This window comes from Sinorhizobium alkalisoli (assembly GCF_008932245.1).
Lineage (GTDB): Bacteria > Pseudomonadota > Alphaproteobacteria > Rhizobiales > Rhizobiaceae > Sinorhizobium > Sinorhizobium alkalisoli.
In genome coordinates this window covers 250,695-270,275 of sequence record NZ_CP034910.1, presented here as the reverse complement: position 1 = coordinate 270,275, position 19,581 = coordinate 250,695, and the positions used below count along the sequence as shown (strand labels likewise).

18 protein-coding genes are annotated in these 19,581 nt (G+C 60.5%); 10 read left to right on the top strand and 8 right to left on the bottom strand.

Features of this window, described 5'->3' with window-relative positions; genetic code table 11:
- Positions 1–11: 11 nt before the first annotated feature.
- The 9 genes from EKH55_RS18865 to EKH55_RS18825 all read left to right on the top strand — a co-directional run bounded on the left by EKH55_RS18865 (position 12) and on the right by EKH55_RS18825 (position 10,230).
- Positions 12–1,703, top strand: coding sequence for a GMC family oxidoreductase (locus tag EKH55_RS18865; RefSeq protein ID WP_151612392.1), 1,692 nt, complete (start codon positions 12–14; stop codon positions 1,701–1,703).
- A gap of 1 nt (position 1,704) precedes the next feature.
- A complete protein-coding gene (locus EKH55_RS18860; protein WP_151612390.1) occupies positions 1,705–2,463 on the top strand; it encodes a gluconate 2-dehydrogenase subunit 3 family protein in 759 nt (252 codons plus the stop codon).
- A 14-nt stretch (positions 2,464–2,477) separates the two neighbouring features.
- Positions 2,478–3,068, top strand: coding sequence for a gluconate 2-dehydrogenase subunit 3 family protein (locus EKH55_RS18855; protein WP_246231924.1), 591 nt, complete (start codon positions 2,478–2,480; stop codon positions 3,066–3,068).
- Positions 3,061–4,752 (top strand): GMC family oxidoreductase, encoded by a 1,692-nt coding sequence (locus EKH55_RS18850; RefSeq protein WP_151612386.1) that lies wholly within the window; start codon positions 3,061–3,063, stop codon positions 4,750–4,752. The genes EKH55_RS18855 and EKH55_RS18850 overlap by 8 nt, the downstream gene beginning before the upstream one ends.
- Positions 4,753–4,756: 4 nt before the next feature.
- Positions 4,757–5,479: an SDR family oxidoreductase gene (locus EKH55_RS18845; protein WP_151612384.1), complete on the top strand. Its 723-nt coding sequence runs from the start codon at positions 4,757–4,759 to the stop codon at positions 5,477–5,479.
- Positions 5,480–5,519: 40 nt separating this feature from the next.
- Positions 5,520–6,464 carry a tagatose kinase gene (locus tag EKH55_RS18840; RefSeq protein ID WP_151612382.1) on the top strand — a complete coding sequence of 315 codons (945 nt, stop codon included), beginning with the start codon at positions 5,520–5,522 and terminating at the stop codon, positions 6,462–6,464.
- Positions 6,464–7,741: a D-tagatose-bisphosphate aldolase, class II, non-catalytic subunit gene (locus tag EKH55_RS18835; RefSeq protein WP_151612380.1), complete on the top strand. Its 1,278-nt coding sequence runs from the start codon at positions 6,464–6,466 to the stop codon at positions 7,739–7,741. Before EKH55_RS18840 ends, EKH55_RS18835 begins: the two co-directional genes overlap by 1 nt.
- A 236-nt stretch (positions 7,742–7,977) precedes the next feature.
- Positions 7,978–9,063, top strand: a complete 1,086-nt coding sequence (locus tag EKH55_RS18830) for a nitrilase-related carbon-nitrogen hydrolase (protein ID WP_151612378.1) — start codon at positions 7,978–7,980, stop codon at positions 9,061–9,063.
- A gap of 111 nt (positions 9,064–9,174) precedes the next feature.
- Positions 9,175–10,230: an NAD(P)-dependent alcohol dehydrogenase gene (locus EKH55_RS18825; protein WP_151612376.1), complete on the top strand. Its 1,056-nt coding sequence runs from the start codon at positions 9,175–9,177 to the stop codon at positions 10,228–10,230.
- Positions 10,231–10,319: 89 nt separating this feature from the next.
- On the opposite strand, the gene EKH55_RS18820 is transcribed toward EKH55_RS18825, so the two are convergent.
- Complete coding sequence (locus EKH55_RS18820) at positions 10,320–11,192, bottom strand: IclR family transcriptional regulator (RefSeq protein WP_246231922.1); 873 nt, start codon at positions 11,190–11,192, stop codon at positions 10,320–10,322.
- A gap of 88 nt (positions 11,193–11,280) precedes the next feature.
- Positions 11,281–11,688, bottom strand: coding sequence for a GlcG/HbpS family heme-binding protein (locus tag EKH55_RS18815; protein WP_151612374.1), 408 nt, complete (start codon positions 11,686–11,688; stop codon positions 11,281–11,283).
- 625 nt (positions 11,689–12,313) lie between these two features.
- On the opposite strand from EKH55_RS18815, the gene EKH55_RS18810 reads away from it, so the two are divergent.
- A complete protein-coding gene (locus EKH55_RS18810) occupies positions 12,314–12,736 on the top strand; it encodes a VOC family protein (RefSeq protein WP_151612372.1) in 423 nt (140 codons plus the stop codon).
- 189 nt (positions 12,737–12,925) lie between these two features.
- Here the strand turns inward: EKH55_RS18810 and EKH55_RS18805 are convergent, their stop codons facing one another.
- The 6 genes from EKH55_RS18805 to EKH55_RS18780 are packed head-to-tail and all read right to left on the bottom strand — an operon-like array spanning position 12,926 to position 19,333.
- Entirely contained in the window at positions 12,926–13,663 is a 738-nt protein-coding gene (locus EKH55_RS18805) for an SDR family oxidoreductase (protein WP_151612370.1), read from the bottom strand.
- 23 nt (positions 13,664–13,686) lie between these two features.
- On the bottom strand, positions 13,687–14,709 hold the full coding sequence (gene iolG / locus EKH55_RS18800; RefSeq protein ID WP_151612369.1) for an inositol 2-dehydrogenase: 1,023 nt from the start codon (positions 14,707–14,709) through the stop codon (positions 13,687–13,689).
- On the bottom strand, positions 14,706–15,707 hold the full coding sequence (locus EKH55_RS18795; RefSeq protein WP_151612367.1) for an ABC transporter permease: 1,002 nt from the start codon (positions 15,705–15,707) through the stop codon (positions 14,706–14,708). The genes iolG and EKH55_RS18795 overlap by 4 nt, the downstream gene beginning before the upstream one ends.
- Positions 15,704–17,221 carry a sugar ABC transporter ATP-binding protein gene (locus tag EKH55_RS18790; protein ID WP_151612365.1) on the bottom strand — a complete coding sequence of 506 codons (1,518 nt, stop codon included), beginning with the start codon at positions 17,219–17,221 and terminating at the stop codon, positions 15,704–15,706. The genes EKH55_RS18795 and EKH55_RS18790 overlap by 4 nt, the downstream gene beginning before the upstream one ends.
- A complete protein-coding gene (locus EKH55_RS18785) occupies positions 17,218–18,300 on the bottom strand; it encodes an ABC transporter permease (protein ID WP_246231920.1) in 1,083 nt (360 codons plus the stop codon). Before EKH55_RS18785 ends, EKH55_RS18790 begins: the two co-directional genes overlap by 4 nt.
- Positions 18,269–19,333, bottom strand: coding sequence for a sugar ABC transporter substrate-binding protein (locus EKH55_RS18780; RefSeq protein ID WP_151612363.1), 1,065 nt, complete (start codon positions 19,331–19,333; stop codon positions 18,269–18,271). The genes EKH55_RS18785 and EKH55_RS18780 overlap by 32 nt, the downstream gene beginning before the upstream one ends.
- Positions 19,334–19,581: the final 248 nt, after the last annotated feature.

Below are 19,581 nucleotides of genomic sequence, written 5' to 3'. Positions count from 1 at the left end.
AGGGGAGAGGTATGCGTACCCGGAAGTTCGAAAGAGTCGATGCCGTCATCATCGGCACAGGCGCCACGGGCGGGACGGCGGCTAAGGTCCTCAGCGAAGCCGGGCTCAAGGTCGTCGGGCTCGACAGGGGGCCGTGGCTGAAGCCGAGGGACTTTTCCGGCGATGAGATAAAATATGTGAACCGGAACTTCCTGGTTCCGGATCCGCTGCTTAATCCACGCACCTATCGTGAGAGCGAGGCGGACGAGGCAAAGATGGCCGCCTTCTCGCTTCTGCCGCAGATGGTGGGCGGCGGTACGGTTCATTGGGCAGGATGGTTCCCCCGTCCGAAGCCTTCAGATTTCATCCAACGATCGCTGCATGGGAGTGTGGAAGGTGCCAGTCTCGCCGACTGGCCTTACAGCTATCACGACCTTGAGCCCTATTTGTCAAAAATCGAATGGGCATTCGGCTGCGCCGGCCTTGACGGCGCCGACAAGTTCTGCCCGCCGCGCAGCAAACCCTATCCCACACCGCCGATGGCGCCGACGCGGTTCGGCAGAACCTTCTATCGCGCCTGCGAGAGACTCGGTATCAACGCGCATCCGATTCCCCAGGCAATGATCACGAAGCCGTTCAACGGCCGCGAGCCGAAACATTTGACGGGTTTCTGGAATCTCTACGGCGATCCGAGCGGCATGCGCTCTGGAACCGCAACCACTTTCATTCCCGAAGCGCTAGCAACCGGAAACTACGAATTGCGGACCGAGTGCTATGTGACTCGGATCGTCACCAATGCGGGCGGCGAAGCAAAGGGCGTTGTCTATCTCGACGCCGACGGAAATGAGGTCGAGCAGGAAGCGGGCGTCGTTATCCTCGCCGCCGGCGCGATCGAATCCGCCCGTCTCCTGCTGCTTTCGGCTACGGAACAGTACCCGGATGGGCTGGCCAACAGCAGCGGTCTTCTTGGCAGGAATGCCACCTTCCATGAGTACCTATACGCCGTGGGCTTGTTCGACCGTGAAGTCACCGAGCCTTTCGACGGTTATGCCGGCCACTATCTTAGTGGCGGCTCCATGCAGTTCTACGAAACCGACGAAAAGCGCGGCCACATCAACGGTTCCATCATAGGCGCCTCGCAGGTCGGTCATCCGATCAATTGGATGCTACCCGGGCGTCCAGCGTGGGGCGCGGCGGCCAAGCAATCCGACCGGGAATATTTCCGTCATTCAATGAAGATTGGCGTCTGTCTCCACGATCTTCCAGTCGAAAATAACCGCGTCGACCTCGATCCGGCCGTGAAGGACGCTTGGGGCCTGCCGGCGGCGCGCATTACGCACAGGTCCCACGCGAACGATCTGGCGTTGGCGAAGTGGCAGATTGCCAAGAACGCCGAGATTCTTGACGCCGCCGGAGCCAGTCAGATCACAGCGGTGATGCACAAACGATGCACTGGCAACACCTTCCACCAACACGGCACCGCGCGCATGGGCTTTGATCCGGAGAAATCGGTCATCAACGAATGGTGTGAGGCGCACGACGTTCCGAACCTCTACGTCGTAGACGGAAGTGGGTTTCCAAGTGCGCTCGGCGTCAATCCGACACTGACCATGATGGCGCATGCCTGGCGGGCTAGCGACTTCATCGTCAAGCACCACGCCAAGGGAACGAAGTATCGACTCGACCGCCCGAGGGCGGTGCGAAAGACAGCGACGGAGGCGTGAAATGGCAGGCAGAGCCGAATGGCCGGTGGCCAAACGCAACATCGCTGAGGCAGGAGAGCGGCGCTTGTTCTTCACGGAGCACGAATGGGCGACCATTGAGGCGGCGACCGCCCGCATTTACCCTACCGATGATCAGCCGGGCGCGCGGGAAGCGAAGGTCGTCCGATTTATCGACCGCTACCTTTCAGGCCTCGACTTCATCTTTGCCGGCGCAGACGGCGACGGCTTTCTGGCGGTGAGTGGTCGTGATGCGGATGCCTGGCGCATACGCATCAGCAGGCTGCAGGCGACATACCGTGCGGGCATCCTGAACCTGGACGCCATCGCGGGTCGGGATTTTGGTGCCGAGTTCCGACTGCTGTCCGACGAACGGAAGGACCGTGTTCTGGAATCCGTTTCCGGCGCGCCGAAGCCAACAGGCATCCGTGTGTCGGAGAGCGGGGAGGCCCACGTCCAGAATATCTCCGACGACGCGTTCGGCTTCTTCGATGCGCTGGCACTTCACACGCGGCAGGGGTTGTTCTGCGACCCCGTCTATGGCGGCAACCATGGCCGGGTCGGCTGGATGATGATCGGCTTTCCGGGACCGCATTCGCTCGCTGATACCCGTGATTGCACCTATGGCCACCCGGACAAATTCCTAACCGACTACGACTGGGCCGATCTCATTCCGCATCTGAGATCCAATGGTCGGCCGCAAGAGCAAGCCGAGTACGAAAACGAGGGCGCGAAACCGCGCGGCAACAGGGAAAACAAATGACAGGGATCAATTCAATGGACAAGACCCGCGTGGGCGACGCGGAGGGTTTGATGTTCTTCAACATGGACGAGGCGCGCGCGCTCGACGCGATGACGGCGCGGATCGTGCCTTCGGAGCCCGATGGGCTCGGAGCGCGCGAGGCCGGCGTGGTTGCCTACATCGACCGCTCGGTAGCTGGCTATTTCCGCGATCTCCAGGGGATCTACCGGGTCGGTCTGCAGCAGCTCGACGATAGCTGCCGTGCTGGTCGCGGCCGGATCTTCGCCGATCTTTTAACGGCGGACCAGGATGACGTGCTCGCCTCTCTGGACCGCGCAGACACCGATCTTACAATGCCCGCACAGGCGGCCGCAAATGCCGACGGCCGCGATGATCTCCTGGCCCGCTTCTTCGCTATCGTACGTGAACACACCATCCAGGGCATGTTCTGCGACCCAATCTATGGTGGCAACCGCAATTTCACGGGCTGGAAACTAATTGGCTTTCCCGGTGCGCAGTGGGGCTATAGCGCCGATCAAATGCAGGAAGGTTTCGACGCCACGACGATTCCGATCCTTTCTCTTTCCGACCTTCAGCGCACAAGGACAGGTTCTTCCAATGACTAAAGCAAGAGACGCCATTGTCGTCGGGCTTGGCGCTTCGGGCGGCATCATCGCCGCGGAGCTAGCCAAGAGCGGCGTCAAAGTCACCGCCCTCGAAAAAGGTCCGCATTACTCGCAGGACTACTTTCGCGAGAAACACGACGAGATCCGCTATTATACGCGCGGCGCGTTAGTGCCGCACCTTTCGCACAATCCGATCACTTGGCGGGAGCGCGATGGCGAAACGGCGAAGATCCTGCCTTGGGCCACCGGGCCGCTTGGCACCACCGAGCCCCTGCACCTGCCGCCATCGATCGGCACGGGCGGCGGCACGCTGCATTGGGGTGGCGCGGTCTGGCGTCACCGCAAGGCGGATTTCCACATGCGCACGAGCCTGATCGAGCGATTCGGCGAGGCTGCGCTGCCGGAAGGCAATTCCATCGTGGACTGGCCCTTTGGCTACGACGACCTCGAAGCCTATTACGACCGCGTGGAATGGGAGCTCGGCGTCTCGGGCCAGGCCGGCAACATCAACGGCGAGCTGATGCCGGGCGGCAATCCGTTCGAAATGCCGCGCAAGCGCGGCTATCCCATGCCGCCGCTGCGCTCTGCCGCCGCAAACTCCCGTTTCGTCGAGGCTTGCCGGCGGCTCGGCCTCAATCCCTTTCCGCAGGCGGCGGCCATTGCCTCGCAGGATTACAAAAACCTTAAAGGCTGCACCTATTGCGGCTTCTGCCACGGCTATCCCTGCCATGTGAACGCCAAGCAGACCTCCCATGTCACCAGCGTGCCCGACGGTCTCGCGAGCGGGAACATGGAGATCATCCCTTTCGCGCGCGTCGTAAGCGTCAACCATCGTGGCGGCCGCGCCAAGGGCGTGACCTATATCGACGCGCTTGGACGGGCGCAGGAGCTCGAGGCCGATATCGTGGTCCTCGCGACCTATTCGCTGGAGAACACCAGACTGCTGCTGGTGTCAGGCCTCAACGGCAATGGTCAGGTCGGCAAGCATTTCATGACTCACTGCTTCGGCTGGTCGACCGGTGTGGTGCCGGAGTTCAGCAACACGTTCATGGGTCCGCTGGTGGGCGCGCACGTCGTCGACGACTATACATCCGAACTGATCCCGGACAACGAAGACGGCGTGCTGTGGGGTTCGCCGATCACCAGCTTTCCAGGCGACACGCAACCAATCGAGGCTTCGCACAACACGCCCCCCGGTATGCGCAAATGGGGTGCCGACTACAAGAAGTGGTTCGCCGACTCATACCGGCGCATCTTCTCGATGCATACGCAGACGTCCAGCCTCCCGTATGAGGGCGGCTATTGCGACCTCGATCCGAACGTAACGGACCCTTACGGCCAACCGGCATTGCGCATGACCCACGAATGGAAGCCGCACGACATCCAGTCGATGGCGTTCTTCCGTAGGGTCAAACAGAACATCGCCCGCGAGATGGGCATCAAGGAATTCTGGGAAGAGCCGTCGCCGCCGCCGTATCATCTCTCGACCCACGAGGTAGGCACACATCGCATGGGTCTCGATCCAAAAGAGTCGGTCGTCGATCCATACGGCCATTCCCATGAATGCGAGAACCTGTACGTGGTCGGCGGAGGCCAGTTCCCGACGCTGCCGTCCTATAACCCTACCATGACCATCCAGGCGCTCGCGTTCATGACTGCTGACCGGATTGCGGAAAGGGTTTGAGAGCATGACAAGGACATCGTCGATTTCACTCGAAGGCAAGGTCGCGTTCATCACAGGGGCGAGCAGCGGCATCGGGGAAGCCACTGCCCGCGCCCTGGCGGCGGAGGGCGTCAAGCTCGGGCTGGCATCGAGGCGAACAACCGACCTCGGGCTGGAAAGCGCCGCGGCCTTCGCCTGCGACGTGCGCAATCCGGCCGAGGTCAAAGCGGCGGTTGACGCCACCGTCGCGCGCTTCGGGAAGCTGGATATCGTGATTGCCAATGCCGGCGTTGGGTCGTATCGCCCGGTCGTCGAGACGTCGCCGGTTGAAATCGACGAGATGGTCGACATCAACGTCAAGGGCCTGATCTACACTGCCCAGGCGGCGATTCCGCATCTCAGCAAGAACGGCGGCGATTTCGTGACGCTGGCCTCGGAAGCCGGCCGCCGTGGTCTTCCGGACGAAGCGGTCTATGTGGCCTCGAAATTCGCTCAGGTCGGATTCACGCGCTCGCTCGACCACGAACTACGTGGCTTAGGTATCCGCTGCTCAAGCATTTGCCCGGGTGGCGTCGCCACGAACTTTGGAATGGGCAGAGGGCTCCGCACGCCGGACATGCCGGCGCTCGACAATATGATGCGGTCGGAGGACGTCGCTGAGGTCGTCATCTTCACGCTGACTCGCCCGCCGTCCTTCCGAATCCTCGAAACGGCATTTCGGTCGATGCATGAGGCGTCCTGGGGATGAGGTATGCATCGTACACAATGCCGCCCGCCGGTACGCGCACATGAAGAAGATCGTCACCATTGGCGAGATTCTCGTCGAGATCATGGCCACCGAGAGGGGCGAGGGGTTCAACCGACCGCTATCGCTTGTCGGTCCGTTCCCGTCTGGCGCCCCGGCCATCTTCATCGATCAGGCCGGCAAGTTCGGACAGCCCTGCGGCATGGTGAGCTGTGTCGGCGATGACGATTTCGGCCGCGTCAATCTCGATCGCCTGAAACAGGACGGTGTCGACATCTCCGGCATAACAATAGACCCCGATGTGGCCACCGGCAGCGCCTTCGTGCGTTACCGGCACGACGGTTCACGTGATTTCGTCTTCAACATCAAGCACAGTGCGTCCGGGCGGACAGCGCTGACCGAATCCGCCAAGAAGCTGATAGAAGGGAGTGACCATCTCCACGTGATGGGAACGTCGCTGTTTTCCGCGGCAATCGTCGAGACGATCCTGACGGCGATGGCCATCGTCAAGGGCAGAGGCGGCACCGTTTCCTTCGATCCGAATGTTCGGCCGGAGATGCTTGGACTTCCTGGCCTGCGTGGGGCGTTCCAGAGCATCTTTGCGCGCTGCGATCTGTTCCTACCAAGCGGAAGCGAGCTCTTCTTGTTTACCGATGCGAAGGATGAGGCTGGCGCGATCGCGGAAATCCTCGGACGCGGCGTCCAGGCGATTGTGGTCAAGAATGGCGCCGATGGCGCGACGTATCACGACGGGCGGCAGACCTTGCGTCAGGCGGCGTTCAAGGTTCGGGAAGTTGATCCGACGGGCGCCGGCGACTGTTTCGGCGCCGTGTTTGTGAGCTGCTGGCTGCGCGGGATGCCGCCCGACGACGCGCTTCGCTATGCCGCCGCCAGCGGCGCGCGCGCCGTAGAAAGGCAGGGGCCGATGGAGGGCGCCTCCACCCATGAGGAACTCGACACATTCATCGCGAGTACGGGACACACTTGATGGAATACAATCGCATCGCCAACATCGCACGCGACCGCTCTTCGGGATCGCTGTCAGGCATTCCCTCCGTCTGCACCGCCCATCCGCTCGTCATCGAAGCCGCGCTTCTTCACGGCAAGATGGCCGGTACGGAGGTTCTGATCGAAGCGACTTGCAATCAGGTCAATCAGGAGGGCGGTTATACCGGCATGACACCCGCCGCCTTCCGCGGCTTTGTCCAGGATATCGCCGACCGCGTCGGCTTCGATCGCAGTCACCTGATTCTCGGCGGCGATCATCTCGGCCCCAATCCGTGGAAGCATCTGCCGGCTGAAGAGGCAATGTGCCGCGCCGAGGCCATGATTGGAGCCTATGCCGAAGCTGGCTTCACCAAGTTGCATCTCGACACGAGTATGGGCTGTGTTGGAGAGAGCGTTGCCCTTGCCGACGAAGTCACCGCCGCGCGTGCCGCGCGTCTCGCCACGGTGGCGGAGGCGTCAGCCAAGGGCAGCAAGCCTTCCTATGTCATAGGCACCGAGGTTCCGGTGCCGGGCGGCGCCTTGGAATCGATTGGTCATTTGGAGGTGACGAGCGCTGAGGCCGCGCTGAGGACAGTGGAGGTTCACCGGGCAGCCTTTGCGGCCATCGGTGCCGAACGGGCTTTCGATCGTGCTGTCGGCATCGTCGTGCAGCCGGGCGTGGAATTCGGCAACGCCAACGTGATCATCTACCGTCGCGAACAGGCGCGCGCGTTGAGCGCCGTTCTTTCGCGCATGCCGCAATTCGTGTTTGAGGCGCATTCGACCGACTACCAGCCGCCTGAAGCGTTGGGCGCTCTGGTGGAGGACGGTTTTGCGATCCTCAAGGTCGGTCCATGGCTTACCTTTGCGCTACGCGAGACGCTTTATGGCCTCGACCAGATCGCGCAGGTCCTTGACCCCGCCTTTGCGCGAAACGGCCTGTACTCCACGATGGAAGCGCTGATGCTCCGCCAGCCAGAGAATTGGAGAAAGTATTATCACGGCGATGAGCCCGAGAGGCGCATCCAGCGCCACTTCAGCTACAGCGATCGAATTCGCTACTATTGGCCGCAACCGGAGGCGAAGGAAGCGGTGAAGCGCCTCCTGACGTTCCTCGGTAGCCAACTCATTCCCGAAACTCTGGTCAGCCAGTATCTGGCTGCGGCCTATCCGGCTGTTGCGAAGGGTCTGGTCAAGCCCGATGCCAGAAGTCTGCTTATCGCCTCGGTACAGCGGGTGCTCGATATGTACGCTCACGCATGCCATCCCGATGACTGAAGTGCGCTGAGCAACCGGCGGGCATCAGCCCGGAACGCCAAGATCATCAGTCCACGTCCCGATTGGCTTCGGAAGAGCGTTTCCTCACGCCTAGCTAACACGCTGAAAAGAAACAGAAAAATGACATTTGAAGCTTGCAAAGTTCGTTATTACGAACTAAGTTCGGTTTTACACGACACTGTTCAACGCGACTTCACCTTTGCCTTCCGAGGCTGGAACCAGGAGGAACCGATTCCATGATCAACCCGTACACCGTAGTGGGACTTTCCACGCGAAACTATGCCGTCAAGTCGACTAGGGAGGCGCTGGAGAACATTAAGCGCATCAATGATTTTATGGATGTCGCGGTGATGGTTGCGGCGACCGATGGCGCCCCAGTGCGGTTAATCGTGCTACCCGAAATGGCCATACAGGGCATGCCCATGGATTTCCGTGCCGGCAACAAGGAGCAGCACGAGTCCGCGGCAACCACGATCCCTGGGCCGGAAACCGAGGCACTGGCGGTCAAGGCCAAGCAGTACAACGCCTACATCGCAGCCGAGCTGTTGTGGGTGCGCGACGAGGATTTTCCCGGGCACCTTTTCAACGTTGGCTTCGTCATGAGCCCGCAGGGTGAAATCGTATACCGGCGCGCCAAGGCGACCAGCGATGCCTACGAGGGGGGCGCGCTTGGCACGACGAACCCGCACGATCTGTGGGATGAGTGGATCGAGAAGAAGGGTAACGGCAGCAAGCTCGACGCCTTCTTCCCTGTCGCTCGCACTGAGATCGGCAATATAGGCTACCTGATCTGCCACGAAGGTGCTTATCCGGAAACCGCTCGCGGCCTCGCCATGAACGGCGCCGAGATCATGATCCGTGCTACGCTGATCGAGCCCCAAGTTATGCAGGGTATGTGGGAGTTGCAGAACCGCGCCCACGCCATGTTCAACCAGATGATCGTGATTTCGCCCAATCTGGGACCCCAGGTCGGCAAGGATGGCGGCTTCTTTGACGTGTTTGGCGGCCAGTCGATGATCGTCGACCACAAGGGCCATGTCCTGGTCAAGCAGCCGGGCATGGCAAACGGTGACAGCTTCGTCAGTACCGTGATCGACATTGAGGCGCTGCGCCGTGCACGTATCGCCAACGGCGTCACCAACTGGTTCAAGGACCTACGCACCGAGCAGTACGCGGCCATCTACGAAGAGCCTATCTACGAGAAGAACCAGTATCTCAAGGAACTGCCGCGGGAGGGCTGGCTTGCCCGAGAAGACCAGCGGCGCGCCGGCAACATTGAGAAACTGGTCAAGCGCGGCGTTCTGACCAAACCGTCGGCATAGGCAGGCTCACGCGAGCTAGGCCACGATCAGCAGGGCGCGCGCCGACGAAAACGTAGGAGGGCGCCCCGCGGCGCTCCTCCTTGCTGACATTTCAAAATCCGGAGTAAAGACATGTTCCAATGCCACGGCTATGCTGCCACGTCGTCCAAATCACCGCTGGCACGATTCGCGTTCCAGCGCCGTTCGCCGGGTCCAAGCGACGTTCAGATCGAAATCCTTTACTGCGGCGTCTGCCACTCCGACCTGCACCGAGTGCGCGATGAGTGGGGCGGCACCCTTTATCCGTGCGTGCCAGGCCATGAAATGGTCGGTCGTGTCACCGCTGTCGGCCGCGCGGTCACGAAGTTCCGGGCAGGCGACATTGCTGGGGTCGGCGTCATGATAGATTCGTGCCGCGAATGCGCCAATTGCCGTGACGGCTTCGAGCAATATTGCGACAAGGGCAATACCGAAACGTACAACAGCCCGGATAAGCACCTGGGCGGCCACACGTTTGGCGGCTATTCCAGCCATATCGTGGTCGACGAAGCCTTCGTCCTGCGTATTCCCGACAATCTTGAGCTTGCAGGCGTTGCGCCGTTGCTTTGTGCGGGCATCACAACCTATTCGCCACTGCGCCGCTGGAAGGTCGGACCCGGCCAGAAGGTTGGCGTGGTCGGCCTTGGCGGCCTTGGCCATATGGCAGTCAAATTTGCGCATGCCTTGGGCGCGCATGTCGTTCTGTTCACGACTTCTGCCGGTAAGGCCGAGGATGCCAAACGGCTCGGTGCCGACGAGGTTGTTCTGTCCGGTGATCCCGCCGCGATGGCACAGCACACCAACAGCTTCGATTTCATCCTCGACACGGTTTCTGCCCGACATGACATTAATGCGCTGCTCCAGCTTCTAAGGCGTGACGGAACGCTCACTCAGGTCGGTGTGCCGGCGGAGCCACAGCCAATCTCGGCAGGAAGCCTGATCGGCAAGCGCCGGAGTTTTGCGGGCTCCGGCATCGGGGGCATCGCCGAGACTCAGGAAATGCTCGACTTCTGCGCCGCACACGGCATCGCTTCGGATATCGAGCTGATCTCCATTTCAGAAGTCGATGACGCGTTCGAGCGCATGCTGCGCAGCGACGTGAAGTACCGCTTCGTTATCGATATGGTGTCGCTGCAGGAGGCGCGGTAGTCGCCAAGGAGCGGCCCGGCTCCCGGCCGGTCGCATGAGGAGGATTGGCATGCTGAAGTCGGCCGCGTCGGGGTATCGCGAGGGGTTTGTCAAGCGCGGGGCGTGACGATGAGAATTCTCTCGATCTCCTTGGCAGCCGCCATCAGCGGTTTGACAAGCGCATGCAGCCTTTCGATCGGCGCCCGCTGCAGGGGAACCGAAAGGCTGACATGGACCACGGGCCAGTGTGGAACGGCAACAGCTACTCCGACGCAGCGTACCCCGACGTAGGCTTCCTCCATGTCGAGGGCGTAGCCCTTCTCCCGAACCTCATCGAGGCGCGCCAGGAGTTCGGTGCGAGTCTTGATCGTATTCTTGGTCAGCTGTCGCAACTCTTCCGGCATGCTTGTGATTACTGTTTCGTCCAGCTTCAATGCCATGGAGGCAAGTCCACCCGCTGAGGCATAGGCGGGATGGCGTCGTCCGATCTGAGGGGCCAGGCGCACGATCTGCGCCTCCGGGTCGATCCGGCTCAGTATCACCTCTTCGCCGCCGCTGAGGATGCCGAGATGGCAGGTCTCATCGCTTTCCTGGACGAGCCGCTGCAAAACCGGACGGAGAATCATGGCGAGATCGCCGGGGCCCGCGGCGCCGGCCGCCGAAATCTCCATTGCGGCCAGACCAAGTGAATATTTGCCGCTGTCTTCATCACGGCGGATGAAATTCAGCACTTCCAAGGTGAACAGCAGCTTGTGCAGCGTGGCTTTCGGCACCCGATGATGTTTCTGAAGGTCGACGAAGCTCTTTGGCGCCGGGCTGTGGGCGACGTCGAGAAGGAGGTCGAGCGCGCGTGTGACGCTCCGATTGAGGCCGGCTGGCCGCGAGCGCGCTCCCGCTTTGGCGCGGACGGTCTGGCCGCTTTCCCTCGTCTCTGAAGGAGAGATTGCCTTGCCTTTCGCGGTTTTTCTTTCCTGTAGGTTCACTCTCGAAACACTCCCACTTCACACATGTTGGTTCATCGGAAAATTAAAACCGCCTTGAGCCGGGCTCGTCGCTCCTACCGATCTCACTTTATTGTGTATGGATCAAGGTGCTGACCGCCGCTTCAGCGATCTCGACATCCTGCTCGGTTGTACCGCCGCTTATGCCAAGGCCAGCGACGCATTCCCCCTGGATCCAGATCGGAACTCCACCACCGAGCGCGGTGTAACGCCCACCTGCTGCCGAAGGGAGCAAAAAGAGGGGATTCCCCGGTTGCGCCAAGGCCGTCATTTCAGCCGTGCGCATCCTTAGAGCCGCGGAGGTGTAGGCTTTCCTCTCCGACATTTCGATCGAAATGAGGATGGCACCATCCATGCGTTGCTTCATCACGACGTTGCCGTGCTGGTCCACGATGCAAGTCGTGACGGAAAGGTTATTGGCTTCTGCTGCGGACTCGGCGGCCGCTGCAAGCTGTTTGGCCAACTGAATAAGCTTCACGTTCCGCGCTCCTCCGACTTGCCCGTATGCCGCCGATCAGGCACCGCAGCGTTCGCGATATCTACATATAGGAACCGAGTTCCAATAATCGCATTCTATGCGAATTGTCAACTTGGCGCCATGGTCGAATGGGCAGGCGAATGCCACATCATCAACGTGAAGCGCGCCAAACGCTTTGCAGTTAATCGGGTTCTTCCTCATATGTGGAACGGCCCGGTTAGCAAGGCATTTATTGCGCAAGTCTCCGTCGGACGGTGTAGTCATATGTCCGGCCTATCGAATGCGGTCTATGACCGCTGGCCACGATGAGATCCGCAATGCCGATCGCCTTATCATTTTGCCGCGCTCGTGATTGAGGAAAACGGTTTCATCGGTATCGAGATTTCGCCATTGGGATCATCACGCATCTTAATGAGTCCCCTTGGTGAACCGGAAGCGGGCTGCTTCCTCTTCCCTTCCTTTATATTCGCCCTGGCGATGCTCACGCTCGGCGGAGGAGCGCAAAAGCCCCAGAAAGAACAACTCTGAGTGATAATTAGGCCCGCGGTCTACCGGCAATGCTCTTTGGACACAAAGACGACGCCAAACTGGATGGCCAAGCTACGATTTAACGGGAGGATTGCTCATGAAGGCCCGGATTTCTGTACTGACCCTTGGTGTCGCAGATCTTGAACGGTCTCTCGCTTTCTATCGTGACGGACTGGGTTTGCACACCCCAGGGATCGTGGGCCGCGAATTCGCGCATGGCGCTGTCGCGTTCTTTGATCTTTCAGACGGTATTAAACTTGCGATCTGGAGTCAGGACGATTTGGCTCACGATAGCGGTTTGACGAAAGCGCCGGCCAGTAGCACGTCGTTCTCGATCGGCCACAACGTCTCGCAGCGAAGCGAGGTGGATGAAGTAATGGAACAGGCGCGCGAAGCGGGCGCAGCCATCGTGAAGCCGGCCCAGGAGACATTCTACGGGGGCTATGCGGGCTATTTCACCGATCCCGATGGCCATCTATGGGAGATCGTGTGGAATCCGGCCAATTTGCCGGAGGATTGAAGCGGATACAGGTCGGGGCCAATTTCGGTGCGGATAGCGTCGGAACTGGCAGTAGTGGGCTGGTAAACGATGTTGCCGCGGCAATTAAGCCCGGTCGATGTTTAACTGCCAAGCGACACCCGCAGCCGACGACGCCAAACTTCAATGGTGCTTTCAAAATCAGTACTCCTTAACCGGGCTTCTGCTCCGTCAGAGCAGCGTGCGGCCGCCGTTGACGGCCAGTTTCTGGCCCGTGATGAAATCGGCCTTCTCCGACGCGAGGAAGACGACCATGTGCGCGATGTCCTCCGGCGTGCCGAAGTGCCCGGCGGGCGTGCGATCAAGATACCAGGCGATCCGCTCCTGCGGTGATCCCGCGTGCCTCTCAACCGGGATCCAGCCCGGCGCGACCAGGTTGACGGTGATGCCTTCCGGCGCGAGTTCCTTTGCCCAGGAGCGGGTCATGGACAGCATCGCGCCCTTGGCCGAGGCGTAGTTGCCGAAATTGGGATTGCCGAGCTCGGCAATCTCGGAGCCGATGTTGATGACGCGACCGCTCTTGCGCGCCCTCCAATCCGGCAGCACCGCCTGCAGCAGTTCGAGCGGAGCTTTGACGAAGAATTCGATCTGATCGAGATAGGTACGCCAGGATTGCTCCATGAGCGGCATCTCGGGCTGCGGGCCCGTTGCATTGTTGACGATGAGATCCACGGGACCGAGCGTGTTCTTGATCTCCTCGATACCGCTTTCGATCGCCGACTGATCGATGACGCTGAACTTGACGGCCTGTGCCTCGCCGCCGCCATCGCGGATCCTGGCGGCGACGGATTCTGCGCCGGCCGTGTCGTTGGCGTAGTTGACGGCGACGGCCCAACCCGCCTTAGCGAGTTCCTGCGCCATGACCGCCCCGAGACCGCGTGATGCGCCTGTTACGAGTGCAACTTTCATAGACTTATCCTTTGTATGCGATGTCAGCCCAAGGTCACGGACTGACCGGTCCGTGCCGATTCTTCTGCGGCGTAGGCGATCCGCAGTGCTTTGACGCCATCCGCCACGCCCGGAGAGATCGTCTGGGCATCGCGGACCGCTGTGATGAAATGATCGAGCTCGACGCTGTAGGCGTTTGCGTAGCGCTCGAGGAAAAAGGGCTCCGGGTTTGAATTCCAGGTGCCGGAAGCGCCCAATCGGGTGACGCCATCCCGTCGCAGGTTGGCGAGTTTCAGCATCCCTTCTTCACCAAGCACTTCGACCCTCTGGTCATACCCGTAGGCAGCACGCCAGGAGTTGTTGATGGACACAATGGCGCCCGACGGCATTTTCAATGTCAGAACGGCCGTATCCGGCAACTGCGCGTCCCGCATGGCGGTCGTAGTCAAGGCAGATGCCGTGGCATGGACCGAGACGGGATCTTCGCCCGTCAGCCATCGGGCGACGTCGATATCGTGGATGGTCGTTTCCCGGAACAGCCCGCCCGACTTCACGACGTAGTCGATTGGTGGCGGTGCGGGATCGCGGCTGGTGATGATGGCAAGCTCCACGGCCCCGATCTCGCCTGCTTGCAGGCGATGGGCGAGGGCAGTGAAATCGGGATCGAAACGACGATTGAACGCCAGCAGGAATGGCACGCCGCTCGCTTCCACGACCGTTGCGACGGATTGAACGCATTCCAGATCCCGAGCCAGCGGCTTTTCGCAGAAAATGGCTTTTCGCCCCGCAACGCTGCGCAAGATCAGGTCCGGGTGAGAGTCCGCGGCACTCGCGATGATCACCGCGTCAATATCGGCGCCATCGAAAACAGCGTCTTCCTCCAGCACCGCGACGCCGTGTTTTGCGGCCAAGCGCTCGGCACTCGGACGATGCGCATCGACGATCCCGACGAGACGGGCGCCGGCGTGCCGCATCAGTGTCGCGGCGTGGATTTCGCCCATGCGGCCTGCACCGAAGAGAGCGACGCGCAGGTGCGATTGCGTCCTAAGCGTGTTGTGTGACGTCATTTTATGATGCCGATCTTTTCACGGTCGATAGTAAGCGCGACGGACACCAGCACCATGATGCCGAACAGGATGTTTTGGAATGCGGGGTTCAAACCCAGCATCACCGTTCCGAGACGCACCATCACCGCGATCAGTCCGCCGATCAGGACGCAGCCGATGCCGCCGACCCCGCCGGAGATCGCATTTCCGCCCACGACGACCCCGACGATCGCCGGCAGAAGATAATTGTTCGCCATGGCGGGCGAACTGTAACCGGTCTGACTGAGAAACATCAGACCGGCCCCTGCCGCGAAGAAGGACGAGAGCGCGAAGGCGATAGCCTTGACCCGGCCGACCTTCACGCCTGCGACCAGCGCCGCACGCTCGGAGCAGCCGACGGCGAAAAGGTCCCGGCCGAGTCGTGTGAACCGCAGTGTCAGACTAAGGGCAATGGCGCAAATAACAGTGACGATCAGCCCATGGGGAATGCCAGCCGTCTTGGTGCCGAGAAAAGGGATGATCACGGACGGGCCGAGGGGCGCGGCGGTTGCCTGGGTGATATAGTGGGCAGTCCCATAGAGAATGCCGAGCGTGCCGAAGCTCACCACGAAAGACGGGATCTGGGCGCGATGGTGGATGACACCCTGGACGTAGCCGATCGACGCCGCGAGGCCCAGCGCCAGCAGGATGCCCGCATCGCCTGCGACGGGAGAGATGATCACGAACAGCACGGCAGAGAACGATGCCATTGTCGCGACCGACAGGTCGATGCCGCCAATCAGGATGACGACGGCCGACCCGATGACGAGCATCAAAAGCGGTGCCGCATCGGTGGCTACAGCTGTCAGCGCCCGCAAGGAAATGAAGCGTGGTTGGAAGAAGGCGATTATTGCACAGATGAGCATCAAGGTGACGAATGGCACGACAAGCGTGCGCACGAGCCTGCGCTGCGAGATGCGCGTATAGTCCGATCTGCTCCGGTCTAGGTCGAAACCGGCCATTGGTTTTGTGATGGTCATACCATTGCCTCCACTATGGCTTCGGGCGCCGGCTTGGCGAGGAAGAGGTCGGGGAACGTTGCCGTGACCTGCCCATCGCGCATGACGACGATCGTGTCCGCCATCCCCAGCGTCTCCTCGAGCGTTTCCGACACGAAGAGAATCGATATTCCCTGGTCCGAAAGGTCACGGATCGCCTCGAAGAGGTCCGCCTTCGCACCGGGGTCAAGCCCGCGGGTGGGGTGATCGAGTATCAGCAATTGCAGGTTCTCGCACAGGAGCCATTTCGCCAGCGACACCTTCTGCTGATTGCCGCCGCTCAGCCGCTCGACATATTCGGCAGCGTTGGGCGTCTTCACTTTCAAACGGGCCATCCAGTGGAGCGCGGACTTGATCTCGCGCTCTCTGTCGACGAACAAACCGTTCCCAAGTTTGCTGCCAAACGAAAGTACGATGTTGTCCACGATCGTGCGGCCGGTGACGACGCCTTCCAGCTTTCGCTCCGCCGCAAGGTAGCCGATGCCCGCCGCAATGAGATCGCTTGGGCGCGCACTGGCCAATTGCTCCTTGCCATTGAGAATGATCTTGCCCGATACACCCTCTTCGAGACCGAAGAGCGCGCGACAGAATTCTTCCGCCCCAGACCCGGCAACACCGGTCAGAGCCAGGATTTCGCCTTGGCGAATGGTGAAGGACACATCCTTGAAGGCGCCAGGCACGGACAGGCCATGCGTTTGGAGGCGCGGTGCGGCCGATCCCATTGGGCGGCGGCGCTCCTCCAAGAAATAGTCCTCAGAGCGTCGCGAACCGACCATCAGATGGTACAGTTCCTTGTGGTCCGTCTGCGACGGGATGCGCTCGGCGACGTTTTCCCCGTTGCTCATGACATGGACGCGGTCGGAGATTTCCAGAACCTCGTCCATGCGGTGAGAGACGAAGACAATCGAAGCACGTGCCTTCAGGCGCCGGATCTGCCGGAAGAGCCGCTCGATTTCCGATGGACTGAGGAGAGAGGTCGGCTCGTCGAAGAGTATGACGAGCTGATCGTCGATCAGCTCCTCCACGGCAAGCACTTTCGCAAATTCGACGAGTTGGCGCTCGGGGAAGCTCAATGTCTCCACCCTCGCGTCCGGCGGGATCTCGCATTCGAGCTTTGCCAGCTGACGTTCGGCGGCCTTGTTGAGGCTTCGCCAGTTGTAGAAGCCATAACGGTTTCCAAGGGACGGCTTGTCGAAGAAGATATTCTCGGCGACCGTCAGGTTCGGGATCAGCGACTGTTCCTGGTGCACCATGCCGATGCCGAGCGCAGCAGCGGCGAGCGGAGAGCGAATGACGCGCTGCTGCCCGCGTAGCATCAGTGCCCCCTCCGTCGGCTGCTCGACCCCCGTAAAAATCTTGAGTAGGGTCGATTTCCCGGACCCGTTCTGACCAATCAGGCCGAGGATCTCATTTTCGCGCAGCTCCATCGAGACGTCGGCCAGCGCCCGGACACCCGGATAGATCTTTGATACATGTCTTGCAGCGAGAACACTCATTTGACCACCCTCGTGCGGGCCCGAAGCTGCCAGTTTCCGACAACCAGCGCGGCGATGATGATGATGCCCTCGATAACATGGCGGAGATACGGGTCGACGCCCAACTGCACCATTCCATTCCGGAGAACTTCGAGGATGAGAACGCCGATGATCGAGTGCAGGACGCCACCCTTTCCGCCGCTGAGCAGCGTGCCACCGATGACTGCGGCGCTGATTGTCGGGAACAGGAATCCCTGACCGGCACTTGGATTGCCGACCGCGAGCTGCGCGGAGATCATCGCGCCACCCATGCCCGCGAGAAGGCCCATGAACGAGAAGGCGAGGACTTTGTGGAGCCGCACCGAGTTGCCGGAAAGGCGCGTCGTCTTCTCATCCATCCCGATCGCGAACGACATACGGCCGAACTGCGCGAAGTTCTGCAAAGAGATCCCGATGAACGAGACGAGGAGCGCGATGAAGACGAGGTATGAGACGCCAAACTGTTTGTCGATCGCCAGCATCGTCAGCCGGGCATCGAGGATTTCCGGCTGCCGCCCGGGAAACAGCAGCGTGGCGACGCCGAGTCCGATAAACCAGGTCGCCAGGGTGACGATCAGCGAGGGCAGGCGCAGATAGGTGTAGAGCAGTCCATTGGCGAGGCCGAATGTGACACCAGCTGCGGGGCCGGCCAGGATGGCGAGCCAGCCGCAGTCATGGGCCGTGATGGAATTGGCGATGAGGAGCGCGACGACCATGCTCGAAGCAGCCATCACGCCTTCTATCGACAAATCTATCGAGCCTTGAATGATGATGAACGTGATCCCCACTGCCAGCACGACAGGGATAGCGGACGATTCCAGTATCGCTTGCGCATTGGCGATCGAAAAGAACTGTGATGAAGCGATCGAAAAGACCAAGCAAAGGACGAGAAGCGTAAACGCCGGTCCTAATTCTTTGAGCTGTATCTTCATTGAATGTCCCGTAGTGCCAGAAATTAATCGCCCCTCGTCGTAACGAGGGGCGATGCTGGCGGCAGCGCTTGGGAGTTGTGCCATCAGCTTGAACCCTTTATTTGTTGGCCCCAGCCGGGATCTGACCAACCGAAGCGGCCCAGAAGTTTGCCTTGAGCGCGTCGTAGGAGAACTGTGATGCATCCTTGGTCGCATTAAGAACCGAGGCTGCGTTGTCCTTCGTGACGAGCGTCTGCGACAGGAAGAAATCACGCTGATCCTGCTTCAGTTCGTCGACATTGATGTCGCCTCTGACGGCAGCGGCGGCCAGCGCTACAGCGTAGGCGCCCTGGACATAGCCATCGATATACATCGTCGACAGCATGTCGCCCTTCTCGATCAGCTTGATCACGTCGCTCGAGCCATCGGATCCCGTGACCGGGATCTTGCCAGCCAATCCCTTCTCACGCAGGGCCGCGACGGCGCCGAGCGCCATCCCGTCATTGGCGGAGAAGACGCCGTTGAGCTGGTCGCCGTACTTTGCAAGCCAGGCGCGCGTGATCGACTGGCCCTGGGTCTGATCCCAGTTGCCCACCTGCGTGTCCAGCAGCTTCAGGCCCGGGCATTCCTGCAACGCCTTGTGAAGCCCGGCGATGCGCTGCTTGGCAGGCGGGTTATCGGGGATCCCGTTCAAGGCGACGATGTTTCCCTTTCCACCGAGCGCATTACAAAGGGCCATGCCGTTCTGGTAGCCGGAGTCCACGCCGTCGAACGAAATGTTTGCGACCCACGTGTTGGGCGCGGTGTCCCACGGGTGGATTTCGTCGGGCCGATTCCAAAGGTTCACGTATTTCGCGCCAGCTGCGTCAGCGCGTTCGATCATGGCTTTCGTGAATGCATTGGAGGCGGGGTCGACAGTGACCAGACAATCCTCACAACCGGCAGCGAATACCGCACCGAACTGCTCCAGCAATTTCTGGCCATCGAATTCGCTTGGGATGACCTTCACATCCTTGCCCAGAGATGTTGCTACAGCCTTTGCCCCTTCGATGTAAGCTACCCAGTATTCGCTGGATGCGCTACCGACGCCCAGGTAGACGTCGCTTACGTCGTTCGCGAGCGCCGAACCAGCGAGGGTGATAGCCGCAGCACTCGATACGAGCGACATCATAAGTTTCTTCATTGATTATCCTCCTGTCAGGCTCCTTCTCCCAAGGAGCGGCTCGTTCTCTCATAGAATGCATAGCAATGCAACAGCATAATTCTCTAAATTCCGAGCGATGACTTTGACCTGCCGGGGCCGACAAGCCGCGGCTGGCGGCACAAAGCCGTCGCGAAGGCAAGGTTAGATGGTGTTCTTCGCGTTCCCACGAAAGATGCGCACGCCCAAGCCATTGGGCTAGAGCGAGAAGATTATGTGCAACGCTATGC

Coding starts and splice junctions, on each gene's coding strand:
- EKH55_RS18865 (WP_151612392.1), top strand. CDS start 12: ATGCGTACCCGGAAGTTCGAAAGAGTCGATGCCGTCATCATCGGCACA.
- EKH55_RS18860 (WP_151612390.1), top strand. CDS start 1,705: ATGGCAGGCAGAGCCGAATGGCCGGTGGCCAAACGCAACATCGCTGAG.
- EKH55_RS18855 (WP_246231924.1), top strand. CDS start 2,478: ATGGACAAGACCCGCGTGGGCGACGCGGAGGGTTTGATGTTCTTCAAC.
- EKH55_RS18850 (WP_151612386.1), top strand. CDS start 3,061: ATGACTAAAGCAAGAGACGCCATTGTCGTCGGGCTTGGCGCTTCGGGC.
- EKH55_RS18845 (WP_151612384.1), top strand. CDS start 4,757: ATGACAAGGACATCGTCGATTTCACTCGAAGGCAAGGTCGCGTTCATC.
- EKH55_RS18840 (WP_151612382.1), top strand. CDS start 5,520: ATGAAGAAGATCGTCACCATTGGCGAGATTCTCGTCGAGATCATGGCC.
- EKH55_RS18835 (WP_151612380.1), top strand. CDS start 6,464: ATGGAATACAATCGCATCGCCAACATCGCACGCGACCGCTCTTCGGGA.
- EKH55_RS18830 (WP_151612378.1), top strand. CDS start 7,978: ATGATCAACCCGTACACCGTAGTGGGACTTTCCACGCGAAACTATGCC.
- EKH55_RS18825 (WP_151612376.1), top strand. CDS start 9,175: ATGTTCCAATGCCACGGCTATGCTGCCACGTCGTCCAAATCACCGCTG.
- EKH55_RS18810 (WP_151612372.1), top strand. CDS start 12,314: ATGAAGGCCCGGATTTCTGTACTGACCCTTGGTGTCGCAGATCTTGAA.
- EKH55_RS18805 (WP_151612370.1), bottom strand. CDS start 13,663: ATGAAAGTTGCACTCGTAACAGGCGCATCACGCGGTCTCGGGGCGGTC.
- iolG (WP_151612369.1), bottom strand. CDS start 14,709: ATGACGTCACACAACACGCTTAGGACGCAATCGCACCTGCGCGTCGCT.
- EKH55_RS18795 (WP_151612367.1), bottom strand. CDS start 15,707: ATGACCATCACAAAACCAATGGCCGGTTTCGACCTAGACCGGAGCAGA.
- EKH55_RS18790 (WP_151612365.1), bottom strand. CDS start 17,221: ATGAGTGTTCTCGCTGCAAGACATGTATCAAAGATCTATCCGGGTGTC.
- EKH55_RS18780 (WP_151612363.1), bottom strand. CDS start 19,333: ATGAAGAAACTTATGATGTCGCTCGTATCGAGTGCTGCGGCTATCACC.